This window comes from Acinetobacter sp. Ac_5812, assembly GCF_013072695.1.
GTDB lineage: Bacteria > Pseudomonadota > Gammaproteobacteria > Pseudomonadales > Moraxellaceae > Acinetobacter.
In genome coordinates this window covers 399,769-415,444 of record NZ_LXUK01000001.1, presented here as the reverse complement: position 1 = coordinate 415,444, position 15,676 = coordinate 399,769, and the positions used below count along the sequence as shown (strand labels likewise).

The 15,676-nt window shown below is 40.7% G+C and carries 14 protein-coding genes and 1 pseudogene; 10 read left to right on the top strand and 5 right to left on the bottom strand.

The genetic code is table 11. The features are described 5' to 3' along the window. Positions 1-6 precede the first annotated feature (6 nt). Both ribBA and A7P55_RS02005 read right to left on the bottom strand, forming a co-directional pair. Positions 7-1,128 carry a bifunctional 3,4-dihydroxy-2-butanone-4-phosphate synthase/GTP cyclohydrolase II gene (gene ribBA / locus A7P55_RS02010; protein WP_171550915.1) on the bottom strand — a complete coding sequence of 374 codons (1,122 nt, stop codon included), beginning with the start codon at positions 1,126-1,128 and terminating at the stop codon, positions 7-9. 284 nt (positions 1,129-1,412) lie between these two features. Beyond that, entirely contained in the window at positions 1,413-2,708 is a 1,296-nt protein-coding gene (locus A7P55_RS02005) for a hypothetical protein (RefSeq protein ID WP_171550914.1), read from the bottom strand. A gap of 61 nt (positions 2,709-2,769) precedes the next feature. On the opposite strand from A7P55_RS02005, the gene serB reads away from it, so the two are divergent. The 3 genes from serB to A7P55_RS01990 all read left to right on the top strand — a co-directional run bounded on the left by serB (position 2,770) and on the right by A7P55_RS01990 (position 5,360). Continuing rightward, entirely contained in the window at positions 2,770-3,990 is a 1,221-nt protein-coding gene (gene serB, locus A7P55_RS02000) for a phosphoserine phosphatase SerB (RefSeq protein WP_004803468.1), read from the top strand. 406 nt (positions 3,991-4,396) lie between these two features. Beyond that, entirely contained in the window at positions 4,397-4,732 is a 336-nt protein-coding gene (gene aciT / locus A7P55_RS01995; protein ID WP_004803470.1) for a ciprofloxacin tolerance protein AciT, read from the top strand. A 148-nt stretch (positions 4,733-4,880) separates the two neighbouring features. Next, positions 4,881-5,360, top strand: a complete 480-nt coding sequence (locus A7P55_RS01990) for a hypothetical protein (protein WP_004657026.1) — start codon at positions 4,881-4,883, stop codon at positions 5,358-5,360. A 50-nt stretch (positions 5,361-5,410) separates the two neighbouring features. Here the strand turns inward: A7P55_RS01990 and dtd are convergent, their stop codons facing one another. Then, positions 5,411-5,851, bottom strand: coding sequence for a D-aminoacyl-tRNA deacylase (gene dtd, locus A7P55_RS01985; RefSeq protein ID WP_171550913.1), 441 nt, complete (start codon positions 5,849-5,851; stop codon positions 5,411-5,413). A gap of 194 nt (positions 5,852-6,045) precedes the next feature. Here dtd and A7P55_RS01980 point away from each other — a divergent pair. The 6 genes and pseudogenes from A7P55_RS01980 to A7P55_RS01955 all read left to right on the top strand — a co-directional run bounded on the left by A7P55_RS01980 (position 6,046) and on the right by A7P55_RS01955 (position 12,840). Next, positions 6,046-7,568: pseudogene (locus A7P55_RS01980) on the top strand (catalase). Positions 7,569-7,693: 125 nt separating this feature from the next. Next, positions 7,694-8,179 carry an ankyrin repeat domain-containing protein gene (locus A7P55_RS01975; RefSeq protein ID WP_171550912.1) on the top strand — a complete coding sequence of 162 codons (486 nt, stop codon included), beginning with the start codon at positions 7,694-7,696 and terminating at the stop codon, positions 8,177-8,179. A gap of 143 nt (positions 8,180-8,322) precedes the next feature. Beyond that, on the top strand, positions 8,323-9,528 hold the full coding sequence (gene pncB, locus A7P55_RS01970) for a nicotinate phosphoribosyltransferase (protein ID WP_171550911.1): 1,206 nt from the start codon (positions 8,323-8,325) through the stop codon (positions 9,526-9,528). A 361-nt stretch (positions 9,529-9,889) separates the two neighbouring features. Then, a complete protein-coding gene (locus tag A7P55_RS01965) occupies positions 9,890-10,738 on the top strand; it encodes a rhodanese-like domain-containing protein (protein WP_171550910.1) in 849 nt (282 codons plus the stop codon). Next, positions 10,735-11,586, top strand: coding sequence for an archaetidylserine decarboxylase (asd, locus tag A7P55_RS01960; RefSeq protein WP_171550909.1), 852 nt, complete (start codon positions 10,735-10,737; stop codon positions 11,584-11,586). Before A7P55_RS01965 ends, asd begins: the two co-directional genes overlap by 4 nt. A 357-nt stretch (positions 11,587-11,943) precedes the next feature. Continuing rightward, positions 11,944-12,840, top strand: a complete 897-nt coding sequence (locus tag A7P55_RS01955; RefSeq protein ID WP_171550908.1) for a LysR family transcriptional regulator — start codon at positions 11,944-11,946, stop codon at positions 12,838-12,840. On the opposite strand, the gene A7P55_RS01950 is transcribed toward A7P55_RS01955, so the two are convergent. Then, on the bottom strand, positions 12,821-13,426 hold the full coding sequence (locus A7P55_RS01950; RefSeq protein ID WP_171550907.1) for a LysE family translocator: 606 nt from the start codon (positions 13,424-13,426) through the stop codon (positions 12,821-12,823). The genes A7P55_RS01955 and A7P55_RS01950 overlap by 20 nt on opposite strands. A gap of 200 nt (positions 13,427-13,626) precedes the next feature. Here A7P55_RS01950 and A7P55_RS01945 point away from each other — a divergent pair, with 200 nt between their 5' ends. Beyond that, on the top strand, positions 13,627-14,436 hold the full coding sequence (locus A7P55_RS01945) for a PhzF family phenazine biosynthesis protein (protein WP_065343110.1): 810 nt from the start codon (positions 13,627-13,629) through the stop codon (positions 14,434-14,436). Positions 14,437-14,685: 249 nt separating this feature from the next. Here the strand turns inward: A7P55_RS01945 and A7P55_RS01940 are convergent, their stop codons facing one another. Beyond that, complete coding sequence (locus A7P55_RS01940; RefSeq protein ID WP_171550906.1) at positions 14,686-15,591, bottom strand: LysR family transcriptional regulator; 906 nt, start codon at positions 15,589-15,591, stop codon at positions 14,686-14,688. Between the last annotated feature and the right edge of the window lie 85 nt (positions 15,592-15,676).

Genomic DNA, 15,676 nt, shown 5'->3' with positions numbered 1-15,676 from the left:
CCTCGATTATTTTGCTGTGATTTGATCGGCAGTGATGTATTCCACTACCTCTAAATTGAATCCGGATAAGGCATTGAAACGAAGTGGGGAACTCAACAACTTCATTTTCTCAACGCCTAAATCACGTAAAATCTGTGCACCCACACCAATGGTTTGATATTGATGAGACAGTGCAGCATTGGATTTCAGTGGTTTTGGCTGATTTAAATTCTGTAATGCAGGACCAAGATCTTCTAATTGACCCTGACCAATCCATACCAGTACACCGCGATCACTTGCAGCGATCGTTTGCATGGCAAGGTCTAAGTTCCAAGCAGGAGAACCGTCGGCTTTATTCAATTTCAATAAATCACGAATTGGGCTGAAACCATGCACACGAACAGTGGTGACGCCTTGTTTTGGTTCACCTTTAACTAAGGCAACATGAATATCAGGATTGCCGATTTCACGGTACTTATATAGTTCAAATGCACCGTATTCAGTCTCAATGGTTTCTTGAGACAAACGTTCAACGGTTTGTTCATTGGTCATGCGGTAATGGATCAGGTCCGCGATGGTTCCAATTTTTAAGCCGTGTTTTTCTGCAAAGACTTCTAAATCAGGACGACGTGCCATTGTACCGTCATCATTGATAATTTCACAGATCACAGAGGCTGGTTCTAGACCTGCTAAGCGGGTGAGGTCACAACCTGCTTCGGTATGACCTGCACGGTGCAAAACACCACCTGGTTGTGCCATTAACGGGAAAATATGACCCGGTTGTACGATATCACTTGGTTTGGCATGTGCTGCAACCGCAGTACGAATAGTATGTGCGCGTTCAGCTGCTGAAATACCTGTACTGATGCCTTCTGCCGCTTCAATCGAAAGCGTGAAGTTGGTTGCGTGCTGCGCGCCGTTCTGATCAACCATCAATGGAAGGTTGAGTTGTTTACAGCGGTCGCGACTGAGTGTCAGGCAGACCAAGCCACGTGCATGTGTAATCATGAAGTTAATATCTTCAGGGCGAACATGTGTTGCAGCGATGACGAGGTCACCTTCATTTTCACGATCTTCATCATCCATCAGGATGACCATTTTGCCTGCACGAATATCTGCAACAAGCTCTTCAACATGACTCAGCGGCATTCGCTTTCACCTTTTATCTTGCCTTTGTTAGGCACTAGTATTCGATAAATCTGGCATAGTTTACCGCATTTTAAAAAATTTCGCCTGTGCTTCTTTATCAATAAAAAGTCAGGCCAAACAAATTATCTTGCAACACATTATCCTGCCCAGTTTTGCCACTTTAAAAGACAGTGTGATGTGATTGTAAGCTTTATATCTATGGGCTAAACAAAAAAACACAAGGCTTTGTATTTAGACAAAGCCTTGTGTTTTGAATGACTCGATTAGCGTAGCCTAAGTGCTATTTATTCCAGCTCTGTTGATGCTCTGGCTTTTTTACCCATTAAAATTTCGGTACGTAGCGTTTGCGCCAACGTTGCACATTCTTCATTCATGCCATTAATCATAAAAGCATGACGGGTCATGATATTACTTGGATTTGGCATTGCCACTAATTCATAACTGTTTTGAATACTTTTGAGCTGCTCATGATTTAAATGCAAAGCTGCTTCTTTGGCATGTAAATGTTGTGCCAATCGTTTCGCGGCTTCAACAGCATCTAACTGCATGGCGTCGACTGCACTTGCAACTGCACCACGGGTTTGTAAGGCAAAACGTTTATCTTCACGATAACGTTTATACAGTACATCGGCCAATAACTGGAAAACAGCACCGACCATCATCAGACATTCAAGGGCATGACTGTTTTCAGCTGTTGTTGCTAAGCTTGCGCCATCTGCATTGAATTCTTGAACCACCTGAATTTGAGCGGCATCAATCTGGTAATGCTTGGCACAGAGCGCAATACTTTTATCTAAAAATAATTGGCATAGTTTGAAATAAGGCACGGAAACAGATTGGTTCACGCTACTCAATAATTGTTTAGGATCATAAAACTGAATATTGAGCGCCAGAGCTTGATCGTCCAGTGATACGGATTCAACTGGATTTTTTTCAACACGCGGTTTGGCTTGCGCTTTTGCCTGCTGTTGTGCCTGAGCAACCAAAGTCACGGCATTTTGTTTTTCAAGTGCAAGGGCTTGGGTTAAACGTTGAATCTCATGTTTGAGATGATTTTCTTGATTGATACGTGCCAAGTATTCGCTGCGTGTTGGACGTGCGATGGCACGATAGGCCAACCAAATCAGCCCATGAATGAAGAGTGAAACTAAAATCGCTAACCATTGAGTCCGTAAAATCTCACCGATACTCGGCTGGATAAGGGTAATTTCAACCGTACCGACTTTCTTTTCATTTTGGAGTGCATCACGAACGAACACTTCACCTTGGCGGGTTTTGGCCATGCCACTGGTTGCAAGCACTTGTTTATTGGCATCTAAAATACGAATAGAGGCAACACTCGGATTGGTTGCATAACGATTCGCCACCAATGCCAGTGAAACGGTATTGGCTGGTTCCAACTCGGCAAGACTATCTGCCACTAACTGACTGGTCATCAGTTGTCCTTGGCTAGCGCGATTTTCATTGAGTTGATGTGTCGTTGCAATCACCAATAAAAAGGTATGCAATGCAAAACTTACGATCAGTAGGCTAGCAAATAGCCCTTGGCGAGGCGCATTCAAGTTAAATTTCCAAGGCAAATAGATTCATGGGTTATGTTATGATTCTTACAATAGTTGTCGCTCAACCACGAGTCAATTCATGCGAGAAATCATTCTTATATCCTTTCTAGGACCAGATCAACCGAATCAGTTTACTCGATTAATGCAGGTACTATCCGTACATTCTTTGCAAATACTCGATGTGGGGCAGGCAGTTATCCATAATCAACTGACCCTTGGGATCGTTGTTGCATCGGATAATGAGACTGCAACTGCATTAGCAATGAAAGAGATTTTGATTTTAGCACATGATATTGGCTTAACTGTGCGATTTAAACCAATCTCCAACGCAGAATATGATCAATGGGTGAGTGAAGGCGGCCGAACTCGCTATATCGTAACTGCGCTTGCACCTGAACTTACCGCTGCACATCTGCAAGCCGTGACTAAAATTGTGTCAAGTCAAGGCTTTAATATTGAAACGGTCACCCGTTTATCTGGGCGTTTAGATCTGGATGCAGAAAGCCAATTTCCACGTCGTGCCTGTGTGCAGTTTGGCCTCAGTGGACAGATGTTGGATGCACAAGCGATGCGTGCAGCATGTTTAAGCCTATCTGGCGAGTTAAATATTGATGTCGCTGTGCAAGAAGACAATGCCTATCGTCGTAATCGTCGTTTAGTTTGCTTTGATATGGACTCCACCTTGATCGAGCAAGAAGTGATTGATGAACTGGCATTAGAAGCAGGCGTCGGTGCACAAGTGGCTGAAATTACTGAGCGTGCCATGTTAGGTGAACTTGATTTCCAACAAAGTTTCCGTGCCCGTGTTGCTTTATTAAAAGGTTTGGATGCTTCTGTATTGCCGAAAATTGCAGAACGTTTGACCGTGACTGAAGGGGCAGAGCGTTTGATCTCTACCTTGAAAGCCTTGGGTTATAAGACTGCAATTTTATCAGGTGGTTTCCAGTACTTTGCTGAGTACTTACAAGCAAAACTTGGGATTGATGAAGTACATGCCAATATTCTTGATGTAGAAGATGGCTTTGTCACTGGTGAAGTGAAAGGTGCGATTGTTGATGGTGCCCGTAAAGCAGAGTTACTGCGTCAACTGGCCGAAAAAATGGGAATTTCGCTAGAGCAGGCGATGGCCGTTGGTGATGGTGCCAATGACTTACCGATGCTTTCAATTGCAGGTCTAGGCGTTGCATTCCGTGCTAAACCTTTGGTCCGCCAAAATGCCAATCAAGCCATTTCAAGTGTGGGTTTAGATGGCGTGCTGTACTTATTGGGTATGCATGATAAGGATTTAAACCGCGCTTAGAGTAACATTTATCGCATTTCAATAAGGTCGCTTTTACTGCGGCCTTATTCATTTTTTGTACGTCATTTATTCGTCATAATTATGTCTAAATGTATAGAAAAACAACGATAAAAAAATTCCGAAAAAAGTTTTTTTGCAGCAAAAAAGTGGCATAGTTTTTTGTAATGACACGCTGTAATCGATGCTATATGGACATTCAAGACTTTTATATGTTTTAAAAATGTAATGACAAAAGCATATTGCGACAGCTTGTGTCGTAAGGTTAATTTCAGGCTCTTTTTTTCTAAAAAAAACGCTCCATAATGCATAAAGACGTTAATGCAACACGAAGTACTGTTAGAGATTACAGAACAATATAGAGGTCTGAATATAAATACAGACCACCCCTTTTAAGACGGAGGTTTCTATGGAAGCAGCGAATTTCACCATGTGGGTTGGATTTGGCTTAATCGCTGTCGCAGTTATTGCTGTTTTCTTTTCTCCTTATCGTCGTTGGTTAGGTTTTATGTTGGCGGGTATGCTGTGCTGGGGACTGTTAGAAGTGGTGCGCTTTGGTGCGCAAACCATATTCGAGATGTCCGTCGCCTATAGTTATTTGACCGCGTTGAGCCTTGCGATGATAACGGTTACATTTATCCTTTTACGTGAAGACAAACAAGCACAAAAACAGCTGGCAAATCGCCAGTATATTGAACATACACCTGTTTATAAGGATGACCAGCAACAATGTTCTAGCAGATAAATTATAATAATTCGAACAACATCAAAGGCATGCTCAGCATGCCTTTTTTGTACTAATTTTTTGCAACAAAGCTTTTACAGACCGCTCTACAACTGTGCTAGGATACGGTTGTCTTAATTTTCATCATAATACTGTAGGCATAATTGTCATGAAGCTTTCTTCTTTACCTGTGGTTAAGTTACCTATCGTTGATGTAAGCACTGATCCGCTGGATTTATTAGTGGCAGGTTTGGCGTTGCGTATGAAGCAATTGGCACGTACCAGCCCAAAGTTTATTGAATTGGTACATGACCGTGAATTCCGTATTCAGATTGGTACAGATTTAGGCTTTGCTCGTCAGATTCTTGTGAATCGTGGCAAGATTGATACGGTTGCAGGTAGCCCAGAAAAAGCAGACTTTATTTTACAATTTGCATCAAGCGAGCAAGGTGTTAAAACTTTGTTGAAAGGTGACCCAACCGCATTTATGACGGGTATGCAAGATGGTAGCATCAAAATGGAAGGTGACTTTAGCTTATTGGTGTGGTTTAACCAAGCAGCGAAATTGATTCCACCAAAAGTGCCAAAACCAGTCAAAGAAAAAATTCGTCAAGCACGTGCCTTTATTAAAGAAAAAACAGGCAAATAAATGCGCTGACATAAAAAACTCCCCACTGGGGAGTTTTTTATTGCCACGATTTATTCGACTTCTAGGTTAAAAGTCACTGGACCGTCATTGATCAGGTGCACTTTCATATCTGCGGCAAAAATCCCAGTTTGGACATGGTTAAATTGTTGTTGTGCGTACTTGACCAATTGCTCATACAGGTCTTTGGCTGCTGCAGGTGGCATGGCAGGGCCAAAATCTGGTCTTAAGCCTTTTTGTGTTTGCGCCATCAGCGTAAATTGAGAGACGAGTAGCAGTCCACCATTGGCTTGGCTGACATTCCAGCCCATTTTACCTTGTTCATCATCAAAAATACGATACTTCAAAATCTTATCAATCAGCTTTTGGCCTTTTTCTAAAGTATCGTCTTTACCTAGACCCAAAAACACCAACAAGCCGTGTTGAATCTCGCCTGTGGTTTGCCCGTCAACCACAACTTTGGCTTCAAGGGCACGTTGAATTAATGCGCGCATAAAAATGAAGATCGGTATTGAATCAGGGCAGCAGTCTAACAGATTTGCTTGCTCAGCATGACCTCATCAAGGCACTAGATTGTCTTTGATCTTATTTTTCGATTTATTTTATTAAAATTATCTTTTTTATCTATTGCCTAAATCTTTGTATAGTCCCCGTGCAGGAAAGGTATTTAGATTTTGGATTTAACAGTATGTTTAAGCGAACATTTTTATTCACAATAATGGCAGCAACGCTGAGCACTGCGTATGCAGCCCCTTTAACCAAAGACAATGGTGCACCTGTAGGTGACAATCAAAACTCCATGACCGCGGGTGCCAATGGCGCAACCTTGTTGCAAGATGTCCAGCTGATTCAAAAATTACAACGTTTGGCCGTGAACGTATTCCCGAGCGTGTGGTGCATGCACGTGGTACAGGCGTCTATGGTGATTTTGTCGCAACAAAAGATTTGTCTGATTTAACTGTCGCATCGATGTTTAAGACTGGTACAACCACACCTGTTTTTGTCCGCTTCTCAACCGTCATCCATCCGAAGGGTTCGCCTGAAACCGCACGTGATCCGCATGGTTTTGCCGTGAAATTCTATACGCAGCAAGGCAATTGGGATTTGGTCGGCAATAATCTGCCGGTATTCTTTATTCGTGATGCGATCAAGTTCCCTGATTTTGTCCATGCCATGAAGCCTGATCCAGTCAGCAATGTCCAAGATCCGAACCGTATTTTTGACTTCTTAAAAAGCCAGCCTTGGTCAATCAATATGTTGACCTATGTTTATTCAAATTTAGGCACACCAGAAAGCTACCGCACGCTAGATGGCTTTGGCGTGCATGCTTTTAAACTCTATAACGACAAAGGCGAATATAAGTACGTTAAGTTCAACTGGCGTTCTAAACAAGGCGTGAAAGGCTTGAATCTTGATCAGGTACGTGAAGTTCAAGGTCGTGACTGGAATCATTTAACCAATGATATGTATAAAAATGTGAATGAAGGTAATTATCCAAAATGGGATTTGTACATTCAGGTACTTGATCCAAAAGACTTAGATAAATTTGATTTCAATCCATTAGATGCAACTAAAATTTGGCCAAGTGATGCGGTGCCTGAAGTCAAAGTCGGAACCTTGACCTTGAATCGTATGCCGAAGAATTTCTTTCAGGAAACGGAACAATCGGCTTTTGCACCAGGCAACTTGATTCCAGGTATTGAACCGTCAGAAGACCGTTTATTACAAGGTCGTATCTTCTCTTATTCGGATACCCAGTTATATCGTTTAGGTGCCAATCATCAACAGATTCCAGTGAATCGTCCTCGGGTTGCGGTGAATAACAACAATCAAGAAGGCTCTATGAACATGGGGCAAACGGAGTCTCATGTGAATTATGAGCCAAGTACGATTGAACCAAAACCATCTACTGAGATTGCCAGAGCTGTACAAACACCTTTGCAGGGTACAGTGATGCAGCACGCGATTCAGAAGCAGCAGTCATTTAAACAGGCTGGTGATTTATATCGTAGTTATTCAGCGCTAGAAAAAAATGACTTGATTCGTAATCTTGCGGCAGACCTTGGACAAGTCAAAGATATAGAGACCAAGACCATTATGCTGTCTTACTTCTATAAGGCCGATGCTGATTATGGGGCACGTCTTGCCAAGGCTGTAGGTGTGAATCTTAAAAATGCTCAAGCGAAAGCAGCGCAATTGAAAGACGAATAAGTCGTTTTAGCATGTGGTAACAGGTGCCTGAATGTTACCCCCAGAAAGTCCTGTAACCTCAATAGCCTTTCCTGCACCTAGGGCGAGTGTTACAGGCACTCCTGATTCAATTTTAGGATATTGTGATGATTCATTTACGAGCTACATTATGTGCAATCGGCCTATTCTGCGGTAGTTTATCCGTCTCAAGTTATGCGAATACAGTTCCGACCGCAGTGAAGGGCTCAGATGAAGTGATTGAGCTGTTCTTTTCAGCAGCAAAAGTTGGCAATACTGAGGTTTTACAAGAGTTTTTAAAGCATGGTTTTCCGATCGATGTGCAGGATCACTCTGGTTATAGCGCATTGATGCTGGCGAGTTATTATGGGCAAAAAGAAGCGGTTAATGTGTTGATCAAACAAGGTGCCAATCGTTGTCTTCGAGACAAGCGTGGACATACCGCCTTAATGGGGGCGATTGTTAAAGCAGAATGGAGCATTGCCAAACAATTGCGTCAGGTCGATTGTGATGTTAATGCCGCAAAAACGGGTCAATTGACCGCTGAGCAGTTTGCAATTCAATTTGGACAACAGCAACGCTTACAACAGATTCAGGCTGAGCTCTCCAATTAAGCTTTGCTATTTCCCTAAGCTATTGAATTTAAAAAGACACCGAATCAGATGATTTTGAGAAAAATATCCATCGTCGTAGACAGTCTCATTTCTGGATAAAAGTATGCTTTAATGCTTGAAATAGAATAGATCTTAATTCAGTCATGTCTACACCAATTATTCAATCTTTACTGGATACCGACTTATATAAATTCACCATGTTACAGGTGGTGTTGCATCAGTTTCCGCAAACGCATAGTGTTTATTTATTTCGTTGCCGCAATTTAGAAGATACGGTTTATCCCTTAGTTGATATTTTGGATGACTTGAATCAGCAACTGGATTTGCTGTGTGAACTGCGTTTCGCAGAAGACGAATTACAGTACCTGCGTTCATTGCGTTTTATTAAAAGTGATTTTGTTGATTATCTGGAACTGTTCCAACTCAAGCGTCGTTTTATTCAAGCCAGTATTGATGAGGCTGGGCGTTTAGATATTCGCATTGAAGGTCCTATGGTTCAGGCCATGATGTTTGAGATTTTTGTCTTGGCCATCGTCAATGAATTGTATTTCCGTCGTATTCGTAGTGATGAGGTATTGCTTGAGGGTGAGCGCCGTCTGCAACAGAAATTGCTACAGTTACAGCATTATGCCCAAGAACAACAAGATAAAGAGCCACCGTTCTTAGTGTCTGATTTTGGCACACGCCGCCGTTATAGTTTTGAATGGCAGAAGCATGTGGTACAGGCATTTCAGGCTGTTGCACCTAAAGTCTTTCGTGGTACCAGTAATGTATTGTTGGCCAAGCAATTAGGGATTAGTCCGATTGGTACTATGGCACATGAGTTCTTGCAGGCGTTTCAAGCGCTTGATGTGCGATTACGTAATTTCCAGAAAGCAGCTTTGGAAGCATGGGTACAAGAATATCGCGGTGATTTGGGTATTGCCTTGACCGATGTGGTGGGAATGGATGCTTTCCTGCGTGATTTCGATTTGTATTTTGCCAAGTTATTTGATGGCCTGCGCCACGACAGTGGTGACCCATATGAATGGGGCGATAAGGCTTATGTACATTATCGCAAACTCAAGATTGATACCAAGACCAAGATGTTGACCTTTAGTGATGGGTTGAATTTGGAAAAAGCATGGTTATTGCATCAGTATTTTAAAGACCGTTTTCAGGTAAGCTTCGGGATTGGTACTAATTTGACCAATGATATGGGGCAGAAGCCGTTGAATATTGTGTTGAAATTGGTGGAGTGTAATCGTCAGTCGGTGGCGAAGATTTCGGATAGTCCGGGTAAGACTATGACGGATAATGATACCTTCTTGGCGTATTTGCGTCAGGTGTTTGAGATTGAAGAAGCCTAACTATTCTTTCACACTCAAATCTGGTACGGCCGTGGAATCGCTCAACGTTATGAGATATATAGGCACTCTTTACTTTTGAAAGATCAAAAGTAACAAAAATCTTTTGTTGAACTGACGGCACATCCTTGATGCCGCAGTTCAACGGGCGGTGTCCATGCCGCCTCCGCACCAGTAAATTTTCTCGACAGGTTTATATGGTTTAACTTTCGCAATTGTCAGCAAATTTTATACTTTTAATCCATAATCACTGGGCTTTTTTCTATATCTACTTTTCTGCTAAATGAATGCAAAAAATCAGACAAAGATAAAAAGTCGGCTATGTTAATATCACCCCTAATGCGGATGATAAAACAGCATAACCATGACTGACGTAGATTTTAAACTGGGTTTACTGATTGAGCCTGAACAACTGGTGCCGTATTTGGGCGGCGAGTTGATTCGTATTGTCGATTTAAGCCGAGCTTCGGTATATGAACAATTGCATATTCCTCATGCAATTCATTTACAGCCTAAATACTTGGTTGCACAACAAGAACAAGCCAATGGGGTATTGCCTGATTTAGCAGGCTTACAGGCTTTAATTGAGAAGTTAAATATTTCACCTCAGCATCATGTTGTGGTTTATGACGATGAAGGCGGGGCGTGGGCTGGACGTTTAATCTGGAATTTACATTGCTTGGGTTTTAACCGCACCAGTTTGATTAATGGCGGCATTCACGGCTGGTTGGGCGCAGGTTTACCGACCACCGCTGAAGTCGATCCAGTTCAACCCGTTGCTGATCTGTTCCAGATTGATTTAGATACGGTACAGCAGCATCGGATTGAATATCATGAATTGTTACAACAAGTCGAACAAGACAATATTCAGCTCTGGGACTGTCGTAGCAACGAGGAATATACGGGCTTACGCCTCGCGGCGCGACGCGGCGGTCACATCCCAAATGCACTGCATTTTGAATGGAGTACTGCCCTAAACCGTGAAAATCATCTAAAATTACACCCGCTTGAACGCACACAACAACGTTTAGAACAATTAGGCTTTAATTTACAACAACCAGTGGTGGTGTACTGTCAGTCTCATCACCGTTCTGGCTTGGCGTATATTTTGGCAAGATTGCTCAACTGGCAAGTGAGAGCCTACGATGGTGCGTGGAGTGAATGGGGCAATCGCCTCGATAGTCCTATTATTTCAGGGGAGTCACCGTCTTGAGTTTTTCAGCAGATTTAAAAAAACAACTCTTTATCAAAGCACAGAATCTTGTGCCACAACATCAACTGAGTCGTGTGGTTGGTAAGGTTGCCGCAAGTGAAAATGTCTTGGTAAAAACTGCTGTGATTCAGGCATTCAAAGCAAAATACGGTATTGATATGAGCATTGCGGCGCAAAGCAATGCACTGCAATATAAGTCATTTAATGAATTTTTTACCCGTGCGTTAAAAGAAGGTGTCCGTGGCATTGATGAACAAGCGGATAGCATTGTTTGTCCTGCGGATGGTGCGATTTCACAGCTCGGTAAAATTGAAGCGGGTGATATTTTTCAAGCCAAAGGTCAAAGCTTTTCTGTTGAGAAATTGATTGGCGATCCACAACTGGCTAAACCCTTCCAAGAGGGTCAGTTTGCGACCGTGTATTTATCGCCAAAAGATTATCATCGCGTCCATATGCCTTTGGCGGGCACATTGACGGAAACCTTGTATATTCCGGGTGAGTTGTTCTCAGTTAACCAAACCACGGCTGAAAACGTACCGGGCTTGTTTGCACGTAATGAACGTATGGTGTGTTTATTTGATACCGAGCTGGGTCGTATGGCGGTGGTTTTGGTTGGCGCCATGATTGTAGCTGGGATTGAAACAGTTGCCACAGGCAAAGTAAAACCATCTGGCAAAGTTGAATTGCAACATCATCAAATGAAATTGGATAAAGGTGCAGAGCTAGGTCGCTTCTACCTAGGTTCAACTGCTGTGGTTTTATTTGAAAAAGATAAAATGGTTTGGGAAGAACAGTTTAAAGCCAATTCGACAGTGGTGATGGGTGAGCGTTTAGGTCATTCGGTTTAGTTTAGATATGATTTTAAAAAGCTCCAAAATTGGGGCTTTTTATTTATAGTTTAAGTCTTATATATTTTGTAGTACTTGAAATAATCTCAGATAATTTAAAATAAAGGCAAATAATGATGAAATTTTTAATACCACAATTTTCATTTTTTGAATTTTTAGGAATTTTAACTTTTGCAACCATATTCAGTAATTACTTTCTGGATCGACCACTGATCAATATGAAGGTTTTTATACTGTATTGTATTTTTTCAGCAGCATTATCCAGTTTCAATTTTTATATGTGTTATAAAAGAAACATGACGATATCTGATTAATTTTGCTCCTGTTTATGCATTTATCTGTTGTAGATTGAAACGTATGATTGAAGATGTCAGATATTTAATTATTTTTGCGAAAATTGCTGAGTTTGGTTCAATTTCAAAAGGGGCCAAAGCATTAGGCTTATCTACCGCAACGGTTAGTCTGCATTTGGCCAAATTGGAAAAGAATTTAGAGTGTGCCTTATTTTATCGAAATACGCGGAAAATGACCTTAACTCACGATGGGCAAAAACTTTTAGATACCGCCCAAGTTATGTTGGCAACCTATGAATCAGGTATTTCAGATTTTAAGCAACGTTCTATTCTGAGAAAGACACAATTGCATATTTCTATTCCTGCGGTTTTTATCCATAGTGAGTTAATGCAATGTATCACAACATTTTGTGAGGTGTATCAGGACTTAACTGTACATATTACTTGTGATGATAGCCGGACAGATTTGATCGCTGAGAATGTGGATATTGCTGTTCGAATTGGCGAGCTTCCAGATAGTTCATTTAAAGCTCGCTATCTATTTCCTTTAGCCCGAAGTATCGTTGCAACCCCTGAGTTTTTAAATCAGCAGCACGTTATTACCCATCCTAAAGATCTGATTCAGATGAAATGGATTGGTTTAAGTATGAGAAAAAATAAGAGAATATTGCGGCATCAACATACAGGAGAAGAAATAGAAATTTCATATCAGCCTTATATTTATGTGAATAATGTTGAAGCCTCATATGAACTGGTAAAATTAAATGCAGGGCTGGCAGCACCTCCTGATGATTTAATCCAAGCCGATCTTGAACAGGGAAAAGTCGTGAAAGTTTTACCCGCTTGGATACTAGAGCCATTGCGTGTTTATGCAGTTTGGCCTGCTAATATTCCAATGAATGGGATTGCCTATGCCTTGCTTGAGCGAATTTATCAATCATTTAATGCCAAAAGAGTTTGATGAGCATGTAGATTGATAGAATGATTAAAGACCCACCCATTAAAATATTCAGGATTTTGAGCTGGTGTGAGTTGGTTAATATTTTGGCGAGATGATGCCCCGAAATGCCCCAAAGGATTAAACAGATATAGCAAGTAAAGAAATAGATCAGAATAAACAAAATCAAGGGATGATAACTCACAGGGGAGGAAAATAATGAGATACCAGAGAGGCAGGCAATCCATGCTTTGGGATTGAGCCATTGTAAGAGAAATCCATCCATAAATTTAGCAGTAGCGATATTGTTTAATATTTCAACTTCTGCTTTTGAAAAGATAATTTTTTGACCGAGATAGAAAATAAATAAGCTACCTAAAACCTCAATGATCATAAAAAATGTAGGGTAATGCATGATGGTTTTAGATATCCCAAAACCTAAAAATATAAGCAGTAAACTAAAGCCAATGCTTGCACCTGAGATAAAGGGCAGTGTTTTTCTAAATCCATACATTAAGCTGGATGAAAGAATGGTAATGTTAATTGGTCCAGGTGAAATGGACATGGTGAATGAGAAAACAAACATACTGATAAGTATAGAAAGAGACATTACTGATATCTTTTTTAATTAAAGCTTAAAATGAGATGATACCGTTTGGTTTAAATAAGATTAGTCTGGTTTTATCAAAATTAGATTTTGATTTTTTGAGGGTTTAAAGTGAAACAGTAACGCATTTTATTCATCAAAAACAAACATTATTGGATGCATGAGTTGAGTATCTTATCTAAAAATTATTGCTGCTAGAAATCATGAAAATTTACCAAGTCGATGCATTTAGTGATCAAGTATTTAAAGGAAACCCTGCTGCGGTTGTGTTATTAGAACAGTGGTTAGATCAGCATGTAATGCAAAACATTGCATTAGAAAACAATTTGTCAGAGACCAGTTTTGCCAGAAAAATTGATGATCAAAATTATGAAATTAAGTGGTTTTCACCCGTCAAAGAAGTGCAGTTTTGTGGTTATGGCACGCTAGCGACCAGTTTTATTATTTTTAAAAATCAACCTGAAATTGAATCGTTAGTTTTTCATGTGGCGAACTTGGGCGAGTTTTTTATTACTCGCAGTGAAAAGGGCCGAATCAAAATGAATTTTCCTGTACAGATTCCTCATCGATTAGAGGTGATTCCCCAAGCCTTAAAAGACAGCCTGTCTCAAGAAATCACTGAAGTGTATATCAATCCACAGGCCTATATCGTGATCTATCCAAATACCCAAACCGTTTTAAATGAACAGCCGAATTTTGATCTGATAAAAAAACTTGGTGGGCGACGTGTCGCGATTACCACATTAAATGATGCTATAGATGAAGGCTTTGCTCAGTTTGACCTTGTCTCCCGTTACTTTACGCCCTCAATGGGAATTGATGAAGATCCTGTCACGGGTTCATTACATACGTCACTGATACCGCTTTGGCAGCCATTCATCAACAAAGAAAATATTGTTGCTTATCAAGCTTCAAAACGAGGGGGCGTACTGTATTGCAAGTTACTTGAAAATGACCGAATTGAAATTTCAGGCGAATGTCGCTTATATCTAGAAGGTGAAATTTTCATTTAATTGATGAACTAAAAAACCATGTACGTTTTTGCTTACACTAATTCAGGGCAATGTCCGATTTTCAGCCTAAGTTGAATTGCCTAATATGAACTCATCAGGAACAGGACGTTCCAAAACATAAAACAAAAATGATAAGTTTGCGCATCAGGATGTGAGATATGACAGGAGTTGTATCTAGTGAAAGGAATACGAAAAAGCCCGACTCGGATGTCGGGCTTTTTTCATTTGAGCTGAAACACCGTTAGTTGTTTAGTCCATTTGCTTGGCACTGTAATAGGCATGAATCGAGGCTGCACAACGGTCAATGATCGAGTCTTCATCCTTTTTCCAGATGAGTTTCACTTCACTGAGGGTATTCTCGTCCTGAATCGGAATCAGTCTAACGTTGCTGGGGAGAATCACTTTAAATTCTTCTGGCACAATACAAATACCAAAACCATTGGCGACCAGTTCCAATTGCGATCTTTTTCTTGAGTAAATTCGAGTTCTTTTCGGATTAAAGCCATTGACCAAACATAAATTGGCGGCCAAATAGCTCAAGCCACCACGGGCTTTATGTGGCACAGAAACAAAATCCAAGGGTGCCAATTCACGGATCGAGATACTTTCTTTTTCACTTAAAAATGGATCTGAAATATGTGCAGCGACGTATAAAGGAGCGGTATATAAACTGATCGAATTGACATCATTCAAATTATGATAAATCGGGGGGCGGATAAAACCCAGATCAATCGTCCCATTCAATAAATATTCGAGTTGTAACTCAGAGGATAAAGTATTCATTTCGATATCAATATGATAGGTATCACAGAGCTGTTCAAAGATTTCCAGCTTGTTTTGATCTAATACGATACTACTGGAATGGGCAATTTTAATGATTCGACCTTCACCCCGACTGATACTTTGGGCGCTGACAATGGAACTTTTTAAATGATCAATATTGGTTTTTAGACTTTTATACAGTGCTTCACCTGCAGGTGTGAGTCTAATTTTTTTCTCGGATCGATCAAAAATTTCAAAACCGATTTCTTCTTCTAAATTTTTGATTTGTCTGCTTAGGGCCGATTGAGCAATAAACAGCTTCTCCGAGGCAGCAATAAAGCCCCCAGTTTCAACAATCGTGATTAGATAATTAAATTGTTTGAAGGTCCACATATCTCAAAATTAGATCAGTGCTTGTTTTTTCTATATTAGATTAGATGGAAGAAATCTTATACCTTTTTTATAGATCCTTGATTCA

Bases quoted from the DNA above. Each gene is read 5' to 3' on its own strand.
- A7P55_RS01965 (WP_171550910.1), top strand. From the start codon at position 9,890: ATGACTGACGTAGATTTTAAACTGGGTTTACTGATTGAGCCTGAACAA.
- A7P55_RS01940 (WP_171550906.1), bottom strand. From the start codon at position 15,591: ATGTGGACCTTCAAACAATTTAATTATCTAATCACGATTGTTGAAACT.
- A7P55_RS01945 (WP_065343110.1), top strand. From the start codon at position 13,627: ATGAAAATTTACCAAGTCGATGCATTTAGTGATCAAGTATTTAAAGGA.
- A7P55_RS01990 (WP_004657026.1), top strand. From the start codon at position 4,881: ATGAAGCTTTCTTCTTTACCTGTGGTTAAGTTACCTATCGTTGATGTA.
- dtd (WP_171550913.1), bottom strand. From the start codon at position 5,851: ATGCGCGCATTAATTCAACGTGCCCTTGAAGCCAAAGTTGTGGTTGAC.
- aciT (WP_004803470.1), top strand. From the start codon at position 4,397: ATGGAAGCAGCGAATTTCACCATGTGGGTTGGATTTGGCTTAATCGCT.
- A7P55_RS01950 (WP_171550907.1), bottom strand. From the start codon at position 13,426: ATGTCTCTTTCTATACTTATCAGTATGTTTGTTTTCTCATTCACCATG.
- serB (WP_004803468.1), top strand. From the start codon at position 2,770: ATGCGAGAAATCATTCTTATATCCTTTCTAGGACCAGATCAACCGAAT.
- ribBA (WP_171550915.1), bottom strand. From the start codon at position 1,128: ATGCCGCTGAGTCATGTTGAAGAGCTTGTTGCAGATATTCGTGCAGGC.
- A7P55_RS01975 (WP_171550912.1), top strand. From the start codon at position 7,694: ATGATTCATTTACGAGCTACATTATGTGCAATCGGCCTATTCTGCGGT.
- A7P55_RS01955 (WP_171550908.1), top strand. From the start codon at position 11,944: ATGATTGAAGATGTCAGATATTTAATTATTTTTGCGAAAATTGCTGAG.
- pncB (WP_171550911.1), top strand. From the start codon at position 8,323: ATGTCTACACCAATTATTCAATCTTTACTGGATACCGACTTATATAAA.